The organism is Candidatus Enterococcus avicola (assembly GCF_047470845.1).
In the GTDB taxonomy this organism is placed as follows: domain Bacteria; phylum Bacillota; class Bacilli; order Lactobacillales; family Enterococcaceae; genus Enterococcus_D; species Enterococcus_D casseliflavus.
Map to the genome: position 1 here is coordinate 64,961 of NZ_JBLGTY010000015.1, position 16,056 is coordinate 81,016.

Annotated in this window: 16 protein-coding genes; 10 read left to right on the forward strand and 6 right to left on the reverse strand. The window is 43.1% G+C overall.

Annotated elements, in window-relative coordinates:
* Positions 1-324 precede the first annotated feature (324 nt).
* Both ACI3E5_RS12535 and ACI3E5_RS12540 read right to left on the reverse strand, forming a co-directional pair.
* Positions 325-1,200, reverse strand: coding sequence for a LysR family transcriptional regulator (locus ACI3E5_RS12535; protein ID WP_142973069.1), 876 nt, complete (start codon positions 1,198-1,200; stop codon positions 325-327).
* A gap of 456 nt (positions 1,201-1,656) precedes the next feature.
* Positions 1,657-3,162, reverse strand: coding sequence for an AcpB/EbpR/MafR family transcriptional regulator (locus tag ACI3E5_RS12540; protein ID WP_498821804.1), 1,506 nt, complete (start codon positions 3,160-3,162; stop codon positions 1,657-1,659).
* Positions 3,163-3,245: 83 nt separating this feature from the next.
* On the opposite strand from ACI3E5_RS12540, the gene ACI3E5_RS12545 reads away from it, so the two are divergent.
* From ACI3E5_RS12545 to ACI3E5_RS12555, 3 genes are read left to right on the forward strand one after another with little or no spacing between them, the layout of a single operon-like run.
* The gene (locus ACI3E5_RS12545; RefSeq protein ID WP_276526194.1) at positions 3,246-3,371 is read left to right on the forward strand and encodes a hypothetical protein; all 126 of its coding nucleotides are present in this window, start codon (positions 3,246-3,248) and stop codon (positions 3,369-3,371) included.
* 58 nt (positions 3,372-3,429) lie between these two features.
* Positions 3,430-3,591: a hypothetical protein gene (locus ACI3E5_RS12550; RefSeq protein WP_238534484.1), complete on the forward strand. Its 162-nt coding sequence runs from the start codon at positions 3,430-3,432 to the stop codon at positions 3,589-3,591.
* On the forward strand, positions 3,588-3,698 hold the full coding sequence (locus ACI3E5_RS12555) for an LPXTG cell wall anchor domain-containing protein (RefSeq protein WP_015508984.1): 111 nt from the start codon (positions 3,588-3,590) through the stop codon (positions 3,696-3,698). Before ACI3E5_RS12550 ends, ACI3E5_RS12555 begins: the two co-directional genes overlap by 4 nt.
* A 167-nt stretch (positions 3,699-3,865) precedes the next feature.
* On the opposite strand, the gene ACI3E5_RS12560 is transcribed toward ACI3E5_RS12555, so the two are convergent.
* Entirely contained in the window at positions 3,866-4,441 is a 576-nt protein-coding gene (locus ACI3E5_RS12560) for a recombinase family protein (protein ID WP_142965080.1), read from the reverse strand.
* Positions 4,442-4,619: 178 nt separating this feature from the next.
* Between ACI3E5_RS12560 and ACI3E5_RS12565 the strand changes: the two genes are divergently transcribed.
* Positions 4,620-6,110 (forward strand): AcpB/EbpR/MafR family transcriptional regulator, encoded by a 1,491-nt coding sequence (locus ACI3E5_RS12565; RefSeq protein WP_142965081.1) that lies wholly within the window; start codon positions 4,620-4,622, stop codon positions 6,108-6,110.
* 196 nt (positions 6,111-6,306) lie between these two features.
* On the opposite strand, the gene ACI3E5_RS12570 is transcribed toward ACI3E5_RS12565, so the two are convergent.
* Complete coding sequence (locus ACI3E5_RS12570; RefSeq protein ID WP_005232004.1) at positions 6,307-6,510, reverse strand: hypothetical protein; 204 nt, start codon at positions 6,508-6,510, stop codon at positions 6,307-6,309.
* Between the two features lie 785 nt (positions 6,511-7,295).
* On the opposite strand from ACI3E5_RS12570, the gene ACI3E5_RS12575 reads away from it, so the two are divergent.
* The 3 genes from ACI3E5_RS12575 (at position 7,296) to ACI3E5_RS12585 (ending at position 9,030) form a co-directional block, all read left to right on the forward strand.
* Positions 7,296-7,430: a hypothetical protein gene (locus ACI3E5_RS12575; protein WP_260611253.1), complete on the forward strand. Its 135-nt coding sequence runs from the start codon at positions 7,296-7,298 to the stop codon at positions 7,428-7,430.
* 89 nt (positions 7,431-7,519) lie between these two features.
* On the forward strand, positions 7,520-7,750 hold the full coding sequence (locus ACI3E5_RS12580) for a hypothetical protein (RefSeq protein ID WP_244323214.1): 231 nt from the start codon (positions 7,520-7,522) through the stop codon (positions 7,748-7,750).
* Positions 7,747-9,030, forward strand: a complete 1,284-nt coding sequence (locus tag ACI3E5_RS12585; protein WP_142965082.1) for a nucleotide sugar dehydrogenase — start codon at positions 7,747-7,749, stop codon at positions 9,028-9,030. The genes ACI3E5_RS12580 and ACI3E5_RS12585 overlap by 4 nt, the downstream gene beginning before the upstream one ends.
* A gap of 199 nt (positions 9,031-9,229) precedes the next feature.
* On the opposite strand, the gene ACI3E5_RS12590 is transcribed toward ACI3E5_RS12585, so the two are convergent.
* Both ACI3E5_RS12590 and ACI3E5_RS12595 read right to left on the reverse strand, forming a co-directional pair.
* A complete protein-coding gene (locus ACI3E5_RS12590; protein ID WP_142965083.1) occupies positions 9,230-11,014 on the reverse strand; it encodes an ABC transporter ATP-binding protein in 1,785 nt (594 codons plus the stop codon).
* Entirely contained in the window at positions 11,007-12,740 is a 1,734-nt protein-coding gene (locus tag ACI3E5_RS12595; RefSeq protein ID WP_096742246.1) for an ABC transporter ATP-binding protein, read from the reverse strand. The genes ACI3E5_RS12590 and ACI3E5_RS12595 overlap by 8 nt, the downstream gene beginning before the upstream one ends.
* Positions 12,741-12,846: 106 nt before the next feature.
* Here ACI3E5_RS12595 and ACI3E5_RS12600 point away from each other — a divergent pair, with 106 nt between their 5' ends.
* From ACI3E5_RS12600 to ACI3E5_RS12610, 3 genes are all read left to right on the forward strand, one after another.
* Positions 12,847-13,650 (forward strand): MerR family transcriptional regulator, encoded by an 804-nt coding sequence (locus tag ACI3E5_RS12600; protein ID WP_096742867.1) that lies wholly within the window; start codon positions 12,847-12,849, stop codon positions 13,648-13,650.
* Between the two features lie 213 nt (positions 13,651-13,863).
* On the forward strand, positions 13,864-14,499 hold the full coding sequence (locus tag ACI3E5_RS12605) for a YczE/YyaS/YitT family protein (protein ID WP_010748831.1): 636 nt from the start codon (positions 13,864-13,866) through the stop codon (positions 14,497-14,499).
* 138 nt (positions 14,500-14,637) lie between these two features.
* Positions 14,638-16,005, forward strand: a complete 1,368-nt coding sequence (locus tag ACI3E5_RS12610) for an RsmB/NOP family class I SAM-dependent RNA methyltransferase (protein WP_096742247.1) — start codon at positions 14,638-14,640, stop codon at positions 16,003-16,005.
* Positions 16,006-16,056: the final 51 nt, after the last annotated feature.

The window sequence follows — 16,056 nt, forward strand, 5'->3', positions numbered from 1 at the left end:
TATTTTTTACAATCGGAGAAAAAATCGGAAATGTTAAGAATAACGACATCTTTTCTGATTTTTATTCGATTTACATGAATAATCGTATCAGGTTGCATAAAAAAAGTAAAATGATAACAAAAAATCGAATCGAGAAAAAAAGATACTATCTTGTAACTTTATAACCGTAAGCGAATTCAAAAACCTTGCTGCACCAAGTCTTTAATACGTGAAGACTTGGTGCAGCTCTTTTGTTACCCGCTGTGACGAGGTTTACAAAATGACTGTCATCATATTTCCGTAAAAAGCATCATTGCATAAAAATCAATGCGGATTAAAACCGTTTTATAACAAAGATAGTAAGCGCATTTTTAGCTCGACGACAAAATTTTTTGTGATGCTGGGAGAAAGCATCAGTGGATGTTTTGACAATAAGCCGATCGACATGTGGGGATCAGGCAAAGGAAGCGAGACGATTTTTACTCGAGCATGAGTTTGCTCAATGATGGAACGAGGGATCAGACTGCAGTATCCAGTTCGTTCGATCAAGTAAGGAATCGTACTGATATTGCTGACAGACTCCCAATGGATCGAAGGAACCTGATTGTCAAGATAGCTTTCAATTTTTGTGCGAGCTGGACAGTCAGAATTGGAACGATAGAGATGGCTCCCTTCAAGGTCGGCTAGCTCATTGATGATTAATGGGTTTGAGATTGACGTAATGCAGCAAAGCTCTTCTTGAAACAATTCCTCGTAAGCAAAATGTTTCTCGTGAGGAAGTGAGCATAAGGCGAAATCAATTCGGTTTTCATTTAGTGCATTGGCTAATTCTAGTGTTGAGCCCACGACGATCTCGAAGTTTATTTTTGGATAGTGCTGCGAAAAATCGTGAAGCAGTGCAGGCAAAACCAAAATGTCATAGGGTTGAAGGATGCCCATCCGCAACGAATACTCGACCGTATGGGAAGCATTGATCAACTGTTCTTTGACCCGCTCCCAGTGGGCAATCAGTTCGGGTACTTCCTGTTTCAACAATTCGCCTTCCAAGGTCAATACATTGCTTTTTCCTTCCAAAAATAACGCTACTTCTAATTCGTCTTCTAACTTTTTGATATGGTTCGTAACGGTCGACTGGGCATAGTTTAGTTTGGCGGCAGCTCTAGTAAACGTACCTTCCTCGACGATTGTTTTGAAGGATTGCAGCTCCTTGATAAAATCCACGTTTGTTCCCCTCTCTTTTTACCTATTATACAAAAAAGGAGCGGGGAGAAAATTTCTTTTTTTTCTAGTAAATAAAAAAAATAGATACAAAAGTTATTTAAAACATGCAGTCTGTTTTGATCGCATGTTTCTTTGCTTTTAAAATAACGCTTCTCACAGTTGGGGCTAAGAGTAGCCGCTAAAATTTCTTTCATTAAAAATTCACGAAGCAGGCAACTTTTCAGGGATTACGAACAGCACACGAAAACAAGACAGTGGCTTTCTCCGCTGCGCTTGAATGGAAAAGCGTTTATTAGGAAAGGAATCTTGCAAAAAAGGTCTGATTTTTTTCTGATGTGAAAAAAATAGACACGCTAAGAGAAAAGAAAAATGGATACTTAGGAAAGGGCAAAATAGCAAACCGCGCAATGAAAAACTGGCGGCGCTTCCTTCAAGAAGGCCGTCAGTTTGCTTAGGTCAACGAATCGGTGTGATTCTTGGCTGAATCAGCTGTTCAATCGTTTTGTGGATGATCGTCCAGTCCGAAAGGGTGGGGACATTGGAAATGCGTAGTTGCTGAAATTTGGTGTTGCTTTTCAGATGCAAGTCAAAATTGCTGACGATCAAATCTATTTCCCGATGGATCAATTCTTGTTCATCAGGAGCCACTTCAAAAAAGTAACTGATTTCTGTATGGTCGTTTTTAAATAATTCCGTTGATGCAGCTAAGAAAGCATCTAATCCAGCACCGCCTTGAAAAGCAAAGGCTACTTTGAGGTGTTTTTTCAGCTGGGGATTAGGCGCTAACTCGCTTAACAAAGTCAATGTGACTGCGATATGTTCCAAGTGAGTAAAGGAAAAGAAGCGGCTTTGATCGTTGAAAGGTTTCAACCACTCATTCCAAGCAAGGTAATCCGTCTTGAATGTCGTTTCAACAAAGGCTTTGATCTGCGGATCAGCAAACTCATAATTGGCAGAAATCATCGTCAGCAGGCGAAGATTTACGAGATAAGCGATGATCTTGTGGGCGGCTGCAGGTGGAATAGCGACGCCAGATTTCTCTAAAAAGGCAGCCGCTTCTGCAATAATTTCTGGTCTTTCTGTATGGTGAAAAATGTAATCCGCATCGCTTTCGCCGTTGATGTCCATCGTACTATAGGAAAGACAGTGGAGCGCATTGACAAAGATCCAAAGAAGCTCTTGTTGCGGCAAGTGGATGATTCGGTATTTTTTCAAGTAATGTTCGTTTAATATTTCTGAGAAAATAGCGAAGCGTTCTTTCTCCAATAGATTGCGTTCTAAAGACGGCGGCAAGGTCAAAAAGTAAGAATAGCGCCACCTACGCTTGGCGATACTTAGCCACAGAGCCAGTCGGTAATGGCTGTAATGCAAATCTTTCTTGTTGGCTTCCTTGGCTTTTTGGACCAGTAGGCGGGCATCCGCGGGACTATCCTTATCTAAAATCGTGCTATCGCCATAAGCAGAAAAAAAGACGAACAGACAAAATCGGATGTCCGCTTCGGTACCAATAAAGTCAAGATGATTCGTGGCAATAGTTACAGAATAGGTTTGCAACGACTTGTTCATGTAGCTGATCGTCCGTAAAAGATGACTGCGAGAATAACCGAATTCAATCGTTGCTCGGTGAATAGAGTATTTTTTATTATCAATAATACTCGTCATGATTTTAAACTCCAGCGTTTCCATCCCCAGGTATTGAATGGTAGAATTGATGGAAGCGTTCGGCGCATAAGCGATCGAGACGATGTTCGTTTCTGAGAGTGTGATCTTGACCAGTTCCTTTGGCAAACTGTCACTTAAAATACTCAGCTCTTTGGTAACTGTAGGCAAAGATAGCCCTAGTAATGTCGCTAATTCTTGTGGATGATACCCTGTTGGTGCAGCATTTAGCACTTGTAAGATTTTTACTTGTCGAGAAAATGCTTTGTCCCGATGCAAGTTGATAGATAAATTTTCTAACATTGAAGTCACCACCTATCCATTGAAATTACGCTCGTTTTAAGTAAATTATATAATACTCTGCGCCAATCAAGAAGTCTTATCCCTTGAAAATTGGCGGATTTCATGTTAATGGTGCGCCGCATGTTTCATCGAGTGTGAAGCAGTCATTGAAAACAGCTTTTTTAGAAAAAGCAACCTTGCCAGTTGCAGACCTAAAACGCTTGGATTGATTGGTACAAAGATAAGTGTGAATAACGTTGGGGAAAAGAAAAAGGAGAAAAAATGAAAATGAAAAAACGCGTAATTATAAGTAAGAGCGCTTTAGTAGGGATGCTGATTTTAGGGACAACCTTTCCAAGCACATGGCCGATCGCTCAGGCAACAGAAACACAACAAACAAAGCAGCAAACACCATCAATAGACTCCACCGAGATTCAACAGGAAGCATGAATACAGGAGAAACAAGCAGTGTCTCGCTAACTGTGACAGGGATCCTATTCTTAATCGGCGGACTGGTGTTCTTGTACCGTAAGAAATCATGGAGAAAACAACAATAGGATCAACAGAAGAGCCAGAAGAATAAAACATATAGGACGAACAAGCTGGATGAATTGCTTTAAGAGAACAAATATCGATCTTTAAGCAATCACAAACATCAGCAATGTTCGTCCTGTTTTTTATATAGTGAGCAGCCGAAAGTACTCAGTTCAGCCAGCACGTGTATTTATGAAATGACCTTATCCTTCTCCAGACTAAGATAGCGATAAAAAGTCGAGCGCTTTAAGCCTGTTTGGGCACAGATATCCACAACGGCTTTTCCTTCCTTTTGATAAAGGTGCAATGCGTATTGGATCAGTGCGGGATCGATTCGTGGACGACCGCCAATATTTCCTCTAGCACGTGCGGATTCTAAGCCTTCTTTGGTCCGTTCAACGATGATGTCTCGTTCGAATTGGCTGAAGGCTTGGAAAACAGTCATCATTAATTTTCCTTGAGGGGTTTGTGTATCAAAATTTTCTTTAATACTGATGACTTTTACACCTTTCTTTTCAAAAAAGTAGACGAGATCAATCAGGTCTTTGGTACTTCTTCCTAGCCGCGAGAAACTTTCAATAATGATTTTATCGTTTTCTTTCACTCGTTTTTTTAGTTTATTTAATTCAGGACGATTTGCGCGTACACCACTGATCTTTTCAGTATAAATTTTGTTGCATTCATACCGGTCAAGTAAATCCAATTGACGAGAGAGATCCTGTTGTCTTGTGGATACACGGGCGTATCCATAAACCATATTTGTCATACAAATTCCTCCAGTTGCACAAAAAGAGTCTACATAGAGAATACCTTGTTTGTTCACTTAAGTACATATTCTAACACCAACTTAAGTAAATTTGGGAAATAGGAAGGTTTTTTTATAGACGCAAATATTGTACTATAGAAAAGAAACCAGTCGGTGAAGGAGAAACACGGAGGGCAAAATGAGAGAATTGCAGTTAAATTTTATGCTAAACAAAACGACCGTTCGATGGCTTCAAATGTTAAATACCTTTGAGCGAGAACGGACTTGTTCCATCGCAAGTTTAGCCAACAAGCTTGATGTGACCCAACGGACGATCAGCTCTGACATCAAGGAATTGAAAACCTATCTGCAGGAGGCAGCGGAATTTACTCTTGAAGCCAATGGCTATCATTTTAGGGAAACTGATCCGAAAAGATACTTGTCTCAAAAAAAGGAGCTTGTTGCAGAAGAAGGCATGTATCAAATCGTGGAAGCCATTTTCCACGGGGAATTCTGTTCGGTTGAAGAGTGGGCGCAGCGCTTATATGTATCAGAAAGTACGATGCGTCGTTATTTGAATACCGCTTCTGCGACGTTACGAAAGTATCATTTGGAGTGGATCTTGCAACCGGTGAATTTGAGTGGATCAGAAGCCAATATTCGCAAGTTTTTTAAAGATTTTTATTATGAATCAGATGTCACCCCGCATACGCTCTTGCCCCCCAAAGAACTGATCGCGTTAGTCAGTGATGCCTTCTCAAAAATTCCCACAGCGCTGGTGAATACAGGCGTTTCTCCGAGTGATTTTTATTATAGTTTGTATATTGCGATCAAGCGCTATCAACTGGGAAAGACCGTTCAGATTCCTCGATCGTTGGCAGCAATCGTCGAAACGCATGAGGCGTTTGCGATAATGAAGAACTTAGCGCCTAAAATCGAAGCGCTATACCGAGTAAGACTACCGCAACAAGAAATGATGTGGCTTTATTTAGTGACCGTGATGAAACGGACTTTGACCGAGCCTGAAAAAGAGCAGCAATTCGTTGCAGCGTTTGGGCTGTATCCTGAACTCGAAGAACTGAGTCAGCGCTTCGTGCAAGAATGGGGCATTTCCTTTCAAGAGCCTCAACAGGTCCAGACGATGATCCACGCCTTTTTCCTGTCAAAGAAAATCAATGAGCAGCTGGCGCCCGTTTTAAATCATTTGCTAACAGAAGTAAAAAATGAAGCGCAAAAGCATGGTTCTGCTGCTTATCAAAAAAATCTGGCATTTATGAAGCAGCACCAAGCGATTCTAAGGATCAGACAGGAGTATCTGTCAGATATTTGTGCCGCACTGACCCTTTACAGTGAAGCAATTAGGGAGCTTTATGCACAAAAAGTCAAACGGATTGCGTTGATAATAGAAGGTGATCTCTATGCCTGTCACACGATCCGTGCGCGCTTTTTGCGTTATGTCGGCAATGATCATCGGGTATTCTTTCCAAAAATCAATGAATTGACGAGCGATTATTTGAAGGAAAATGCCATTGATCTTGTGGTCACGAATTATAGTGAGTATTTATCAGAGTTCATCTTATCGACTGATTCTCTTTTACTCAAAGCAATCCCCGATCATCAAGACTGGCTACGAGTGATTGAAAAAATCGATCCTCAGTTAGGGCAAGCGTTAAGCGTTCCCACAACCTGATACATGTGTTGCAACACAGCATGACGAGGACATGGGTGGATAGATCAAATAGAAAAGCCGCAACCGTCACGATCGACGGGTGCGGCTTTTATTCGTTTGTCTAATAAAAAAGGGAGTTATCTGAAAATATGCCCACTGTTCCTGAATACCAAAAGATTGGGTTGTTTTGGTGAAAGAACAGCCTATGCTCAAATAATTAGTTGGCATTTACTAGTTTATCAAAAATCGCTTCAAAGGTTTTGAACGTATCACTATCTAACTGACAAAGCCATAAAAGGTAGCTTTTTTCTTTAAATGTCCATTCGATTGAAGGGTAAGAGGCAATCAAGGCATGGTATTTCTCTCGTTGTTCACTGGTAGCTAATAACCACCGCTTCTCAAAAATCTTTTTCTCTTCCATTTTTTATCTATCCCCCATAAAGAAACGTTGCCTGAAACTTCACTAACGGGCAACGTAAATCTAATGATACGCAGATCTATATTTAGAATACCAAAGAAAAATGAATTTTTTTAGAAGATGTGTAAAATTACAACGAATTTCTTTTATTTTGCTTTTTTTCGGACATTTTTTTATAGAAAAGAAGCATTTTATTGAAGGCAACTGTTGGTAAAAATGTTTCTGTCAATGCTAAGAATGAGTAGGCAGAAACCTTGTATCCTTCTTATTGAGTCAAGTGGTTACAGGTAATAACAAAAATGGACGATCCTTTTTAAATCATAAGGAATCGTCTTTTTTTATAACGCTTTTTTTTGCACAAACTTTCAAAATGCCTTATTTGAAAAGAAAATGAAAATCAATTTATTCACACAGGTTTGCAAATCTTGATTTATTGCTCGATGAGCAACCGTGTTAAATTTAACCTCGATTAAAACAATAAATTTTCGTCAAAAAAACATCTTTTTTTAGAGCTTATATATGATATTTAGTGAGTTTTTATCGAATAGGTTGTTTCGATAAGGTCTAAGACAGATTTTTTTTGAGGGAGTAAGAAAGGATGCGTGATAAAAAGTGAAATGAATCTTTAACGTACGAAAGAATAGAGAAGCAGGGGTGACTTATGAATAACTAATTTCGTGATGAAGTCACAGGTTTGTTATTGATCAGTCATCGGACAATGTTCTCCATACTAGCAACGGTGATTGGCTCAGAAGAAAATGCGGAGACTTTCTAGGACAAACTACCTGATGAGGAAGGATGAATTCGTACAAGCATCATTAACCGGAGAACATGAAAGACGGATACTACCCAAGGCAGCGAACCAATTGAACAAATCACGGACCAAAGCAATGCCGAGCCGCAATCGATCATTGGTGGATTAAAGATCATCATCGACAAACAAGAAATCAACCATAAGAAAACAGAAGATGGGGAACAAGTTTTACATACATTTACCATCACAGCAGAAAACATGGGCTCAGTTGCCGCAGGTCTAGGTTCGATTGATTTTCTTTTAGAAACTGAAGAGGGAGGCCTTCTTGAACTTGATCATACCATGGCGATGTTTGGCAATGAGATCGCTGTAGGTGAAACCATCACAGGACAAGTTTCCTTTGCTTTAGAAGAGGGACAAGTGGCGAAAAAACTGATTTATAAACCTGGTGAAGAAAAATTAGCAGAATGGGATGTTAAGAGCGAATGAAAATAAACGTTATTGGATTGGGGTATATTGGGCTACCCACAGCACTTACTTTTGCAAACCATGGGATTGAAGTCGTTGGGGTAGATGTGTCAGAAACAGTCGTTCAATCACTTCAAGCAGGTCAGGCACCCATCGAAGAACCTGACATTGATCGTTATCTAGCACAAGCTTTAGCGAAAAAGACCTTCCACGCACAGTTGGTACCAGAAAAAGCGGATGCCTTTATCATTGCCGTACCAACGCCAAATATCGCTGATCAGTTTGGTAGTTGCGACTTGTCTTACGTGAAAGCGGCGATGGCTGCCATCTTACCTTATCTTGAAAAAGGCAATACAGTCATTGTTGAATCGACCATTCAGCCCCGTACGATGGAAGACATCGTTGGACCATTTTTTGAAAAAGCAGGCTATACCATTGGAGAAGATCTCTATTTGCTGCATTGCCCAGAGCGTGTTTTGCCAGGAAAAATCTTTGAAGAGCTGGTGATGAACAACCGAATCATTGGTGGCATGACGAGTGCTTGTACCCAACAAGGCAAACGCATTTATCAGACCTTCGTCAAAGGAAACGTGCTGGAGACTTCTGCAAGTATCGCTGAGCTATCGAAATTGATGGAAAACACCTATCGGGACTTGAACATTGCACTAGCCAATGAATTGGTCCAAATTGGGGATCGCCTAAACATTGATGCACTCCAAGTGATTGCGTTAGCCAATCAGCATCCACGGGTCAATATCCATCAACCAGGACCTGGTGTCGGCGGCCATTGCTTAGCGGTTGATCCATATTTTGTGGTGGCGGCAGCACCTGAAGACGCGAAGTTGATCCGGTTGGGGCGGATGATCAATACAGAGATGCCTGAATTCATTATAAAAAAAGTCGAAGAGATCTTAGCGATCCATGGTGGAAACAAGATCGCGGTCCTAGGGTTGGCGTATAAGGGCAACATCGACGATGCCAGAGAAAGTCCAGCTGTTGAGATCGCCAAAAGACTGAAACAAAAGAACACTCTGCAGGTCACCACCTATGATCCTTATGTCGCCACTTCTGATGTTGCACACATGTCTCGTGTCGCCCGTTGTACCGATAATGGTCCAATGGAAGGCTTCTGGGGAATGCTTAAGCGAGAAAAATATTATCGGCGAAAGTTTATCAGTAGAGAAAGTCTCGTTGAAATGATCGAGAAATACATGAACTATTATAACAATGGTCGCTATCAACGATGTTTGAAGAGCAAAACACCGAGCCAATTTCATCAAGAATTATTAATGGTAGCTTAATCACTCCCCCTCTTGGACAAGCGAATAGAATAAATCCGCTTAACCAAGAAGGAGGCCAGTCGAGCAAAGTTGAGGTTAAACAAAGTAAAAAACATAAAAACTGCCTACCGAATTTCGGTAGACAGTCGTCAAAATAATTTTATTCTATTTCATTGTCCACTTGACGGGGAGCCCAGCAGAATCACGTTGTCTTTTTTCATCAAGCTGTTGCAAACTGGCTGTTATATAGTTGGGCGTAAAGGGAATCTTGTGCCAATAATTCTATATGGGAGCCTTTTTCGACGACGGAGCCGTCTTTCATCACTAGAATCAAGTCAGCGTTTTTGATGGTAGAAAGACGATGGGCGATGATAAAGCTGGTCCGTCCTTGGGTCAAACGATCCATCGCCGTTTGGATCATTTGTTCCGTCCGCGTGTCGACACTGGAGGTGGCTTCATCGAGGATCAGAATCGTTGGGTCTGCTAAAATCGCCCGAGCGATCGTCAACAATTGTTGTTGTCCTTGTGACAGTTCGCTTTCGGAACCAATGACGGTATCGTAACCGTTGGGCAGGGTCCGCACGAAGTGGTCGCATTGGGCGGCTTTGGCGGCAGCCAAGATGTCTTCTCGAGTGGCATCGGGATTGCCATAAGCGATATTTTCAGCGATGGTTCCTTGGAATAGCCACGTATCTTGCAGCACCATACCGAATTTTTTTCGTACTGCTGGTGCCGAAAAGGACATCATGTCTTGATCGTCCAGCAAGATCTTCCCACCATTCAATGGATAAAAGCGCATCAAAAGATTGATCATGGTGGTTTTTCCAGCACCTGTTGGTCCAACGATCGCGACCGTTTGTTTTGGTTTGACGGAAAATTCGACGTTTTCCATCAAGAGTTTTTCCTTTCTGTAGCCAAAGGAGACGTGTTGAAAATCGATTTTTCCTTTGATAGTTTGTGGAACTGGCAGTTGTTGGGTCGCAGTTTCTTCTTCAGGATAATCAAGGATCTCAAAAATTCGTTCGAGAGATGCTAAGGCACTTTGCAAGGTGTTCATAATATAAGAGGCTTGCGTGATCGGTTCAGACACTTGGTTGATGTATTGCAGATAGGCTTGTACGAGACCAATGGATAATTGCCCTTGCAACACCATCAGACCACCAACGATGGCGCTTAAGATAAAGCCGATTTGATTGATAAAGCGCACGAAAGGATTGATAGCTGCACTGACGAACTGTGCTTTTCGAAAGGCTTTAAATTGGGCTTCACTCAATTCCGCCATTTCCGCTTCAACGGCAACTTGTTGGTTGTAGGATTTGATCAGCGGATTTGCGGTATAAAACTCTTCCGCACGACTGCTGACTGCACCTAATGTTTCTTGGTTTTTGGTAAAGTAGCTCAAGTTTTTTCGTGCGAGAACGGTAGTCACAAAAGCACTCAAAAGCAAAATCAGGACCACGCCGATCGTCAGTAATGGGCTGAGATAAAGCATGGCGATCAAGCCGAAGGTAATGCTGATGGTTGCGGTGATCAGCTGCATCAAACCGACTTGTAAGACCTCGGATACTTTATCTAAATCGAGAATCACTCGGCTTAAAATATCGCCAGTATGATGTTTGTCGTAAAAACTGATAGGCAGGCGATTGAATTTGTCACTGATTTGTTTGCGTAAAGTCAAGGTCAGGGTTTCACTGACACTGGCCATCGTATACTCTTGCAGCAAGGAAAAGAGACTGATCAAAAGCCACGTTCCCGCTAAAAGGACGACTGGACCTAAAATACTTTGCCAAAAATCATTGATCTGCCAGCCTTCTTGTTGAAACAAGGCAATCAGATTATCCAGTCCACGCCCCAAGATCAAAGGGGCGATGGACATTAGTAAGGAAAAGAACAAGGCGGAAGCGATAATCAGTAGAAAGCGGGCTTTTTGTTCCATCAGCAAACGCAGCAAACGTCGGCTTGTATGTTTCATGTTTTTTGGGGTATCCATTGGTTGTTTACTCATCCTTCATTCCTCCCATTCCTTGAGATGAGGCAAACTCTTGATAAGTTTGGCAATTGCGTAATAATTCTTCGTGGGTTCCTTTACCGACCATTTTGCCGTTATCCAAGACAATGATTTGATCGGCATTTTTGACGGTCGATACCCGCTGAGCCACGATAATGACGGCGGCATCTTTCGTGTATTCTTTCAATGCACGCCGCAAATTGGCGTCTGTTTGATAATCCAAAGCAGAAAAACTGTCGTCAAAGAAGTAGATTTCTGCTGGCTTTGTCAGCGCTCGGGCAATACTCAGTCGTTGCTTTTGACCGCCAGAGAAATTGCTGCCTTTTTGAGCAACCGGACTTTCATAACCTTCAGGCAAGCCTTCAATAAATGACTTGGCTTGAGCAACTTCAGCGGCTTTTGCCATCGCCTCACGGGTTGCTGGACGATTGCCGAAACGCAAGGTTTCTTGAATCGTGCCGCTAAGCAAGAGCGCTTTTTGCGGGACATAACTAATTTGGTCCCGTAATTCGGCTTGAGAGATCTCTTTGATGTTGCGGCCAAAAAGCGTGATCGAACCAGCAGTCACATCTTTGAAACGCAACAGCGCTTTGGCGATGGTGCTTTTGCCAGAGCCAGTTCCGCCAACGATCGCTGTCGTTTTGCCTCGGTGGATCTCAAAGCTGATATCTTCTAAGACAGGTTCTTCGGCGCCTTCATACGTAAACTGCACGTGATTGAAAGCTGCGATCGTTTCTGACACGGCAGTCTTGTTTAAGGTTTGGTCACCGTCGATCAAATCAATTGGTTCTTCCAAAACTTCTGTGATCCGTTGCAAGGAAGTCAAGCCTTTAGGCACCATCACGATCACCATCGCTGCCATAGTCAAAAACCAGAGACTCAGGATCGTGTATTCGATGATGGCAGTAATACTACCAATAGCAAGGTGGCCCTGCAGACTTTGATAGCCGCCGTAGACAAGGATAGTCGAAATCGAGAGTCCCATTACTAAATTGACGGTCGGATTCAAGACAGCAAAGAGGCGATTGACTTGGATCATGGTTTTCGCATATTCCGTCAGTGTTTGATCTGTCCGTTCTTTTTCGTAAGCAGCTTTGTCGAATGCTCGAATCACCCGAGCGCCAGTAAAGGTTTCTCGTAAGATCCGCATCATTTTATCGACTAGTTTTTGCGTGATTTGTGATAATGGGATCGCTTTGCGAATCACTCCATAAGCGATCATTGAAAAACATAGGATCGCGACGATTGGGACCCAAATCATCCGTAAAGAGACGGTGCCGGTTAGAAAAATTGAAGCAGCGACGATCATTGGGGCTGGCAAAATCATTTGCAGCGCCATCATCAAAATTTGTTGGATGTTGTTGATGTCGCTGGTGGTACGTGCCAGCAAAGTGGGCGTACCATAGCCATCAACAGCGGATACAGAGAGTTCTTGTGTTTTTTTGAAAAGGCGCATCCGCAAAAAATGCCCGAATTTTCCTGAAAGGTGGGCAGATAAATAACTACCGCCTACAGAGACGATCACGGTGCCGATGGCAATGGCAAACATCCACCAGCCATTGTGCCAAATGGCTGTCGTGTCGACTTTCAAGATCCCTTCATCAATGATTTTTGCCAAAAAATACGGCAACAAGAGTGTGCCGAAGGATTGGACCAGCATCAAAAGAAATAAACTGAAAAAGAAGCGTCGTTCTTCTTTATAAAATAACTGTAATTGTTTCATGATTTCCCTCCAAAAATGTCGTTCTATGGTAGAATAAACTGTAACGTTACGTTACAGTCAAGCAAGGAGTGAAATTTTTTTGAAAAAACAATTGACCATCAGTGAGATGTCCGCTTATGCTGGCGTGAGTCGGCGCACATTGATTTATTACGATCAGATCGATTTATTCAAACCGCATTCGATTGGAGAAAACGGCTATCGCTACTACGGCTTTGAACAATGCCTTGAGTTAGACGTGATTTTGCTCTTGCGTTCTTTAGACATGCCCTTGCAAGACATTCGACAATTTTTGAAAAACCGCAACCCTGAATACACGCAAAAGGAACTTGTGGAACGGCGAGGAGAAGTTCGTGCCAAAATCGCTGCGCTGCAAGAATTGGAACGAACCTTCGATCGCTACATCCAGCGCTATGAAAAAGTACAGAAAGCCGATTTTGAGACCTTTACGATAGCGCACCACGAAGCAGAGGCGTTTATCGTTTCCGAAGAGATCGCTGGCGATGATCCAGAATCTGCTTATCAAGTGTACGCCCGTTTTTATCCGCTAGTGGATTATAAAGATGCCTTCAGTGGCTACCCCATCGGCTTTTTAAGTGCTGGAACGACATTAGAGGATCAGACCTTTCACGCATCGCCTTATCGGGCACTGATCTTGATTCCCCAAGATCGGCTGCATCTCTATCCTGAAAAGCTGATCATCACGCGTCCTACTGGCACGTATGTGTCTGGGTTTGTCAGTGAGGGAGAGGAGCAAATTGCTGCTTTTACCCATCGCATCCAAGCCTTTCTAAAAGAGAATCAGTTAAAGATCGATGGCGATGTTTGGGAATTGTTATGGCAAGATGAAGTCTTTACCGCCCAAAAAGAATTGCAGATATTTGAAGTGATGGTTCCAGTGAAGCCCGAGTAATGGACGAGGCACGCATATCTGTAGGAACCGAAAATCAAGATACGCAATCGCAATGGTTGTTGCGGGCTTTTCAATGGAAGCAAAATAGAAGCAAAGGAGATGGACGAAGCCAGATCGTATCCCTACAAAGAGCCCTGTGAAGCGTTGAAATTCCCATTTTCCTTTTTTCTCGTTATACTTGAAAGAACAGATGAGAAAAAAGGGGAAATTTTAATGAAAAAAGAAACAGGATTACGCTCGCTTTATGCGTTGATTGGTGTCGCCATTTTAGGATTCGGGGCGGCATTGCTGCGGGTCGGCGGAGTGGGACTAGATCCATACACGGCAGCCAATATCGGTGTCGGCGAGCTGCTAGGGTTATCCCTTGGGGTCTATCAATTGATGATCAATATCGCTGTCCTAGTATTGATTTTTATCTTTGGCCGTCGCCATATCGGTATCGGGACGGTCATCAATATGGTGCTGACAGGATTCTTCATCGACTTTTATACCAACGTTTTTGATTGGTTATCCGTCGGTCCAAATAACTGGTGGCAGCAAGGCTTGTTCTTGTTGATCGGGATCATCTTCTTTACCTTCGGTGCGTCGTTTTATATGTCAGCGAATTTGGGCAGCGCCCCCTATGACGCGATCGCCCCAACCATCGTCGATCAGACGAAAGCCAACTATCGAGTGGTGCGGGTGATTCAAGACGTTGCCTTTGCCTTGATTGGGCTCTTCACAGGCGGGCCTATTGGAATCGGAACCTTCATCAGTGCCTTTTTAGTGGGCCCACTGATCAAATTCTGGGACAACCGTGTCTCTCAGCCATTCATCGAAAGCAGTGTCAAAAAAGCGATTTTTAAATAAAAAAGGTCTGCAGCAAAGAGAAGTCGAAGCGATTAGTCGCCCACTTCACTTTGCTGCAGTTTTTTTGCCATTTGATCAAGGAATTCTTGCATAATTGCTTCTCAGTCGCTAGAATAAAAAAGCCGAGGAGGGGTAAGTATGCAATTACCAACACCATTTATTGAAAAATACCAACGGTTGCTAGGAGAAGAAGCACCAGCTTTTTTTACCGCTTTGACCGATAATCAGCCAGTCAAAGGCTTTCGCTTGAATGTTGCTAAGCCGCACGCACAAGCGATGCTGGCAAAATATGGACCAGCCGCTGTACCTGCCCCCTATGCAGAAGCTGCTTATATTGGCGAAGTCAAAGGCCGTTCGCTGCTCCATCAAGCTGGCTATGTCTACAGCCAAGAACCTAGTGCGATGATCGTAGCAACGATCGCAGCCGCTCAACCAGGGGAGCGGGTCTTAGATTTATGTGCGGCACCAGGGGGCAAAACAACGCAGCTGGCAAGCCAATTACAAGGAAAAGGGCTGCTTGTAGCAAATGAGATTTTCCCGAAGCGTGCCAAAATCCTATCAGAAAATGTGGAGCGTTGGGGCTTTCCGAATGTAGTCGTCACCAATCAGGCTCCACAAGAATTGAGCCGCCATTTTCCTCAGTTTTTTGACAAGATCGTAGTGGACGCCCCATGTTCTGGTGAAGGGATGTTTCGTAAAGATCCCGTCGCCTTAGAAGAATGGCAAGCAGAAACACCTGATCAGTGTGCGATCCGGCAAAAAGACATTTTGGCACAAGCCGTTACGATGCTAAAACCGGGGGGCCAGCTGATCTATTCCACCTGTACCTTTGCCCCAGAAGAAAACGAAGCGATGATGGCTTGGTTAATGGAGGAGTATCCCTTCACGATCGAAGCGATCGACTTGGACAATGTATCTCATGGGCGCAGGGAGTGGGGAGCTGCACCTGGGATTGAGAAAACCATCCGCTTATGGCCGCATTTAAACCAAGGAGAAGGTCATTTCGCTGCGAAATTGACCTCCCAAGCAGAAGCAGCGCCAGTGAAAAAGAAGAAAAAAGGCAAAGGAGCGACAGCCAAGAGCCCATTAGATGCAGCGACTCAAAAGTTGTGGCAAGCCTTTCGCAAGGAATTTCCTTTTTTACAGGCACTGAATGCGACGCCACAGCTGCTAGGAGAAAACCTCTGGCTCGTTCCTGAAGAAATGCCTTCTTTAAAAGGGATCAAGTTTATGCGCCCAGGTTTGCACGTCGGCGTCGTTAAGAAGAATCGGATCGAGCCAAGTTATGCGTTGGCATTGGCGATCCATGCAGAAGAAGGGGCACCGACAGTGCCGATCACTTTGCCGCAATGGCAGTATTATGTGGCGGGTGAAACCTTGAGCGTGCCAGGAAATGCTGGGTGGGTGATTTTGACAGTCGATGAGATCCCAGTCGGTTTTGGAAAACAAGTCCAAGGAACCGTGAAAAACTTCTTTCCTAAAGGATTAAGATTCAAAGCGATTTAAACGAAATAGTGTTTTTATTTCAGTCCTCGTGCTATGATGGAAGTAGCAAAA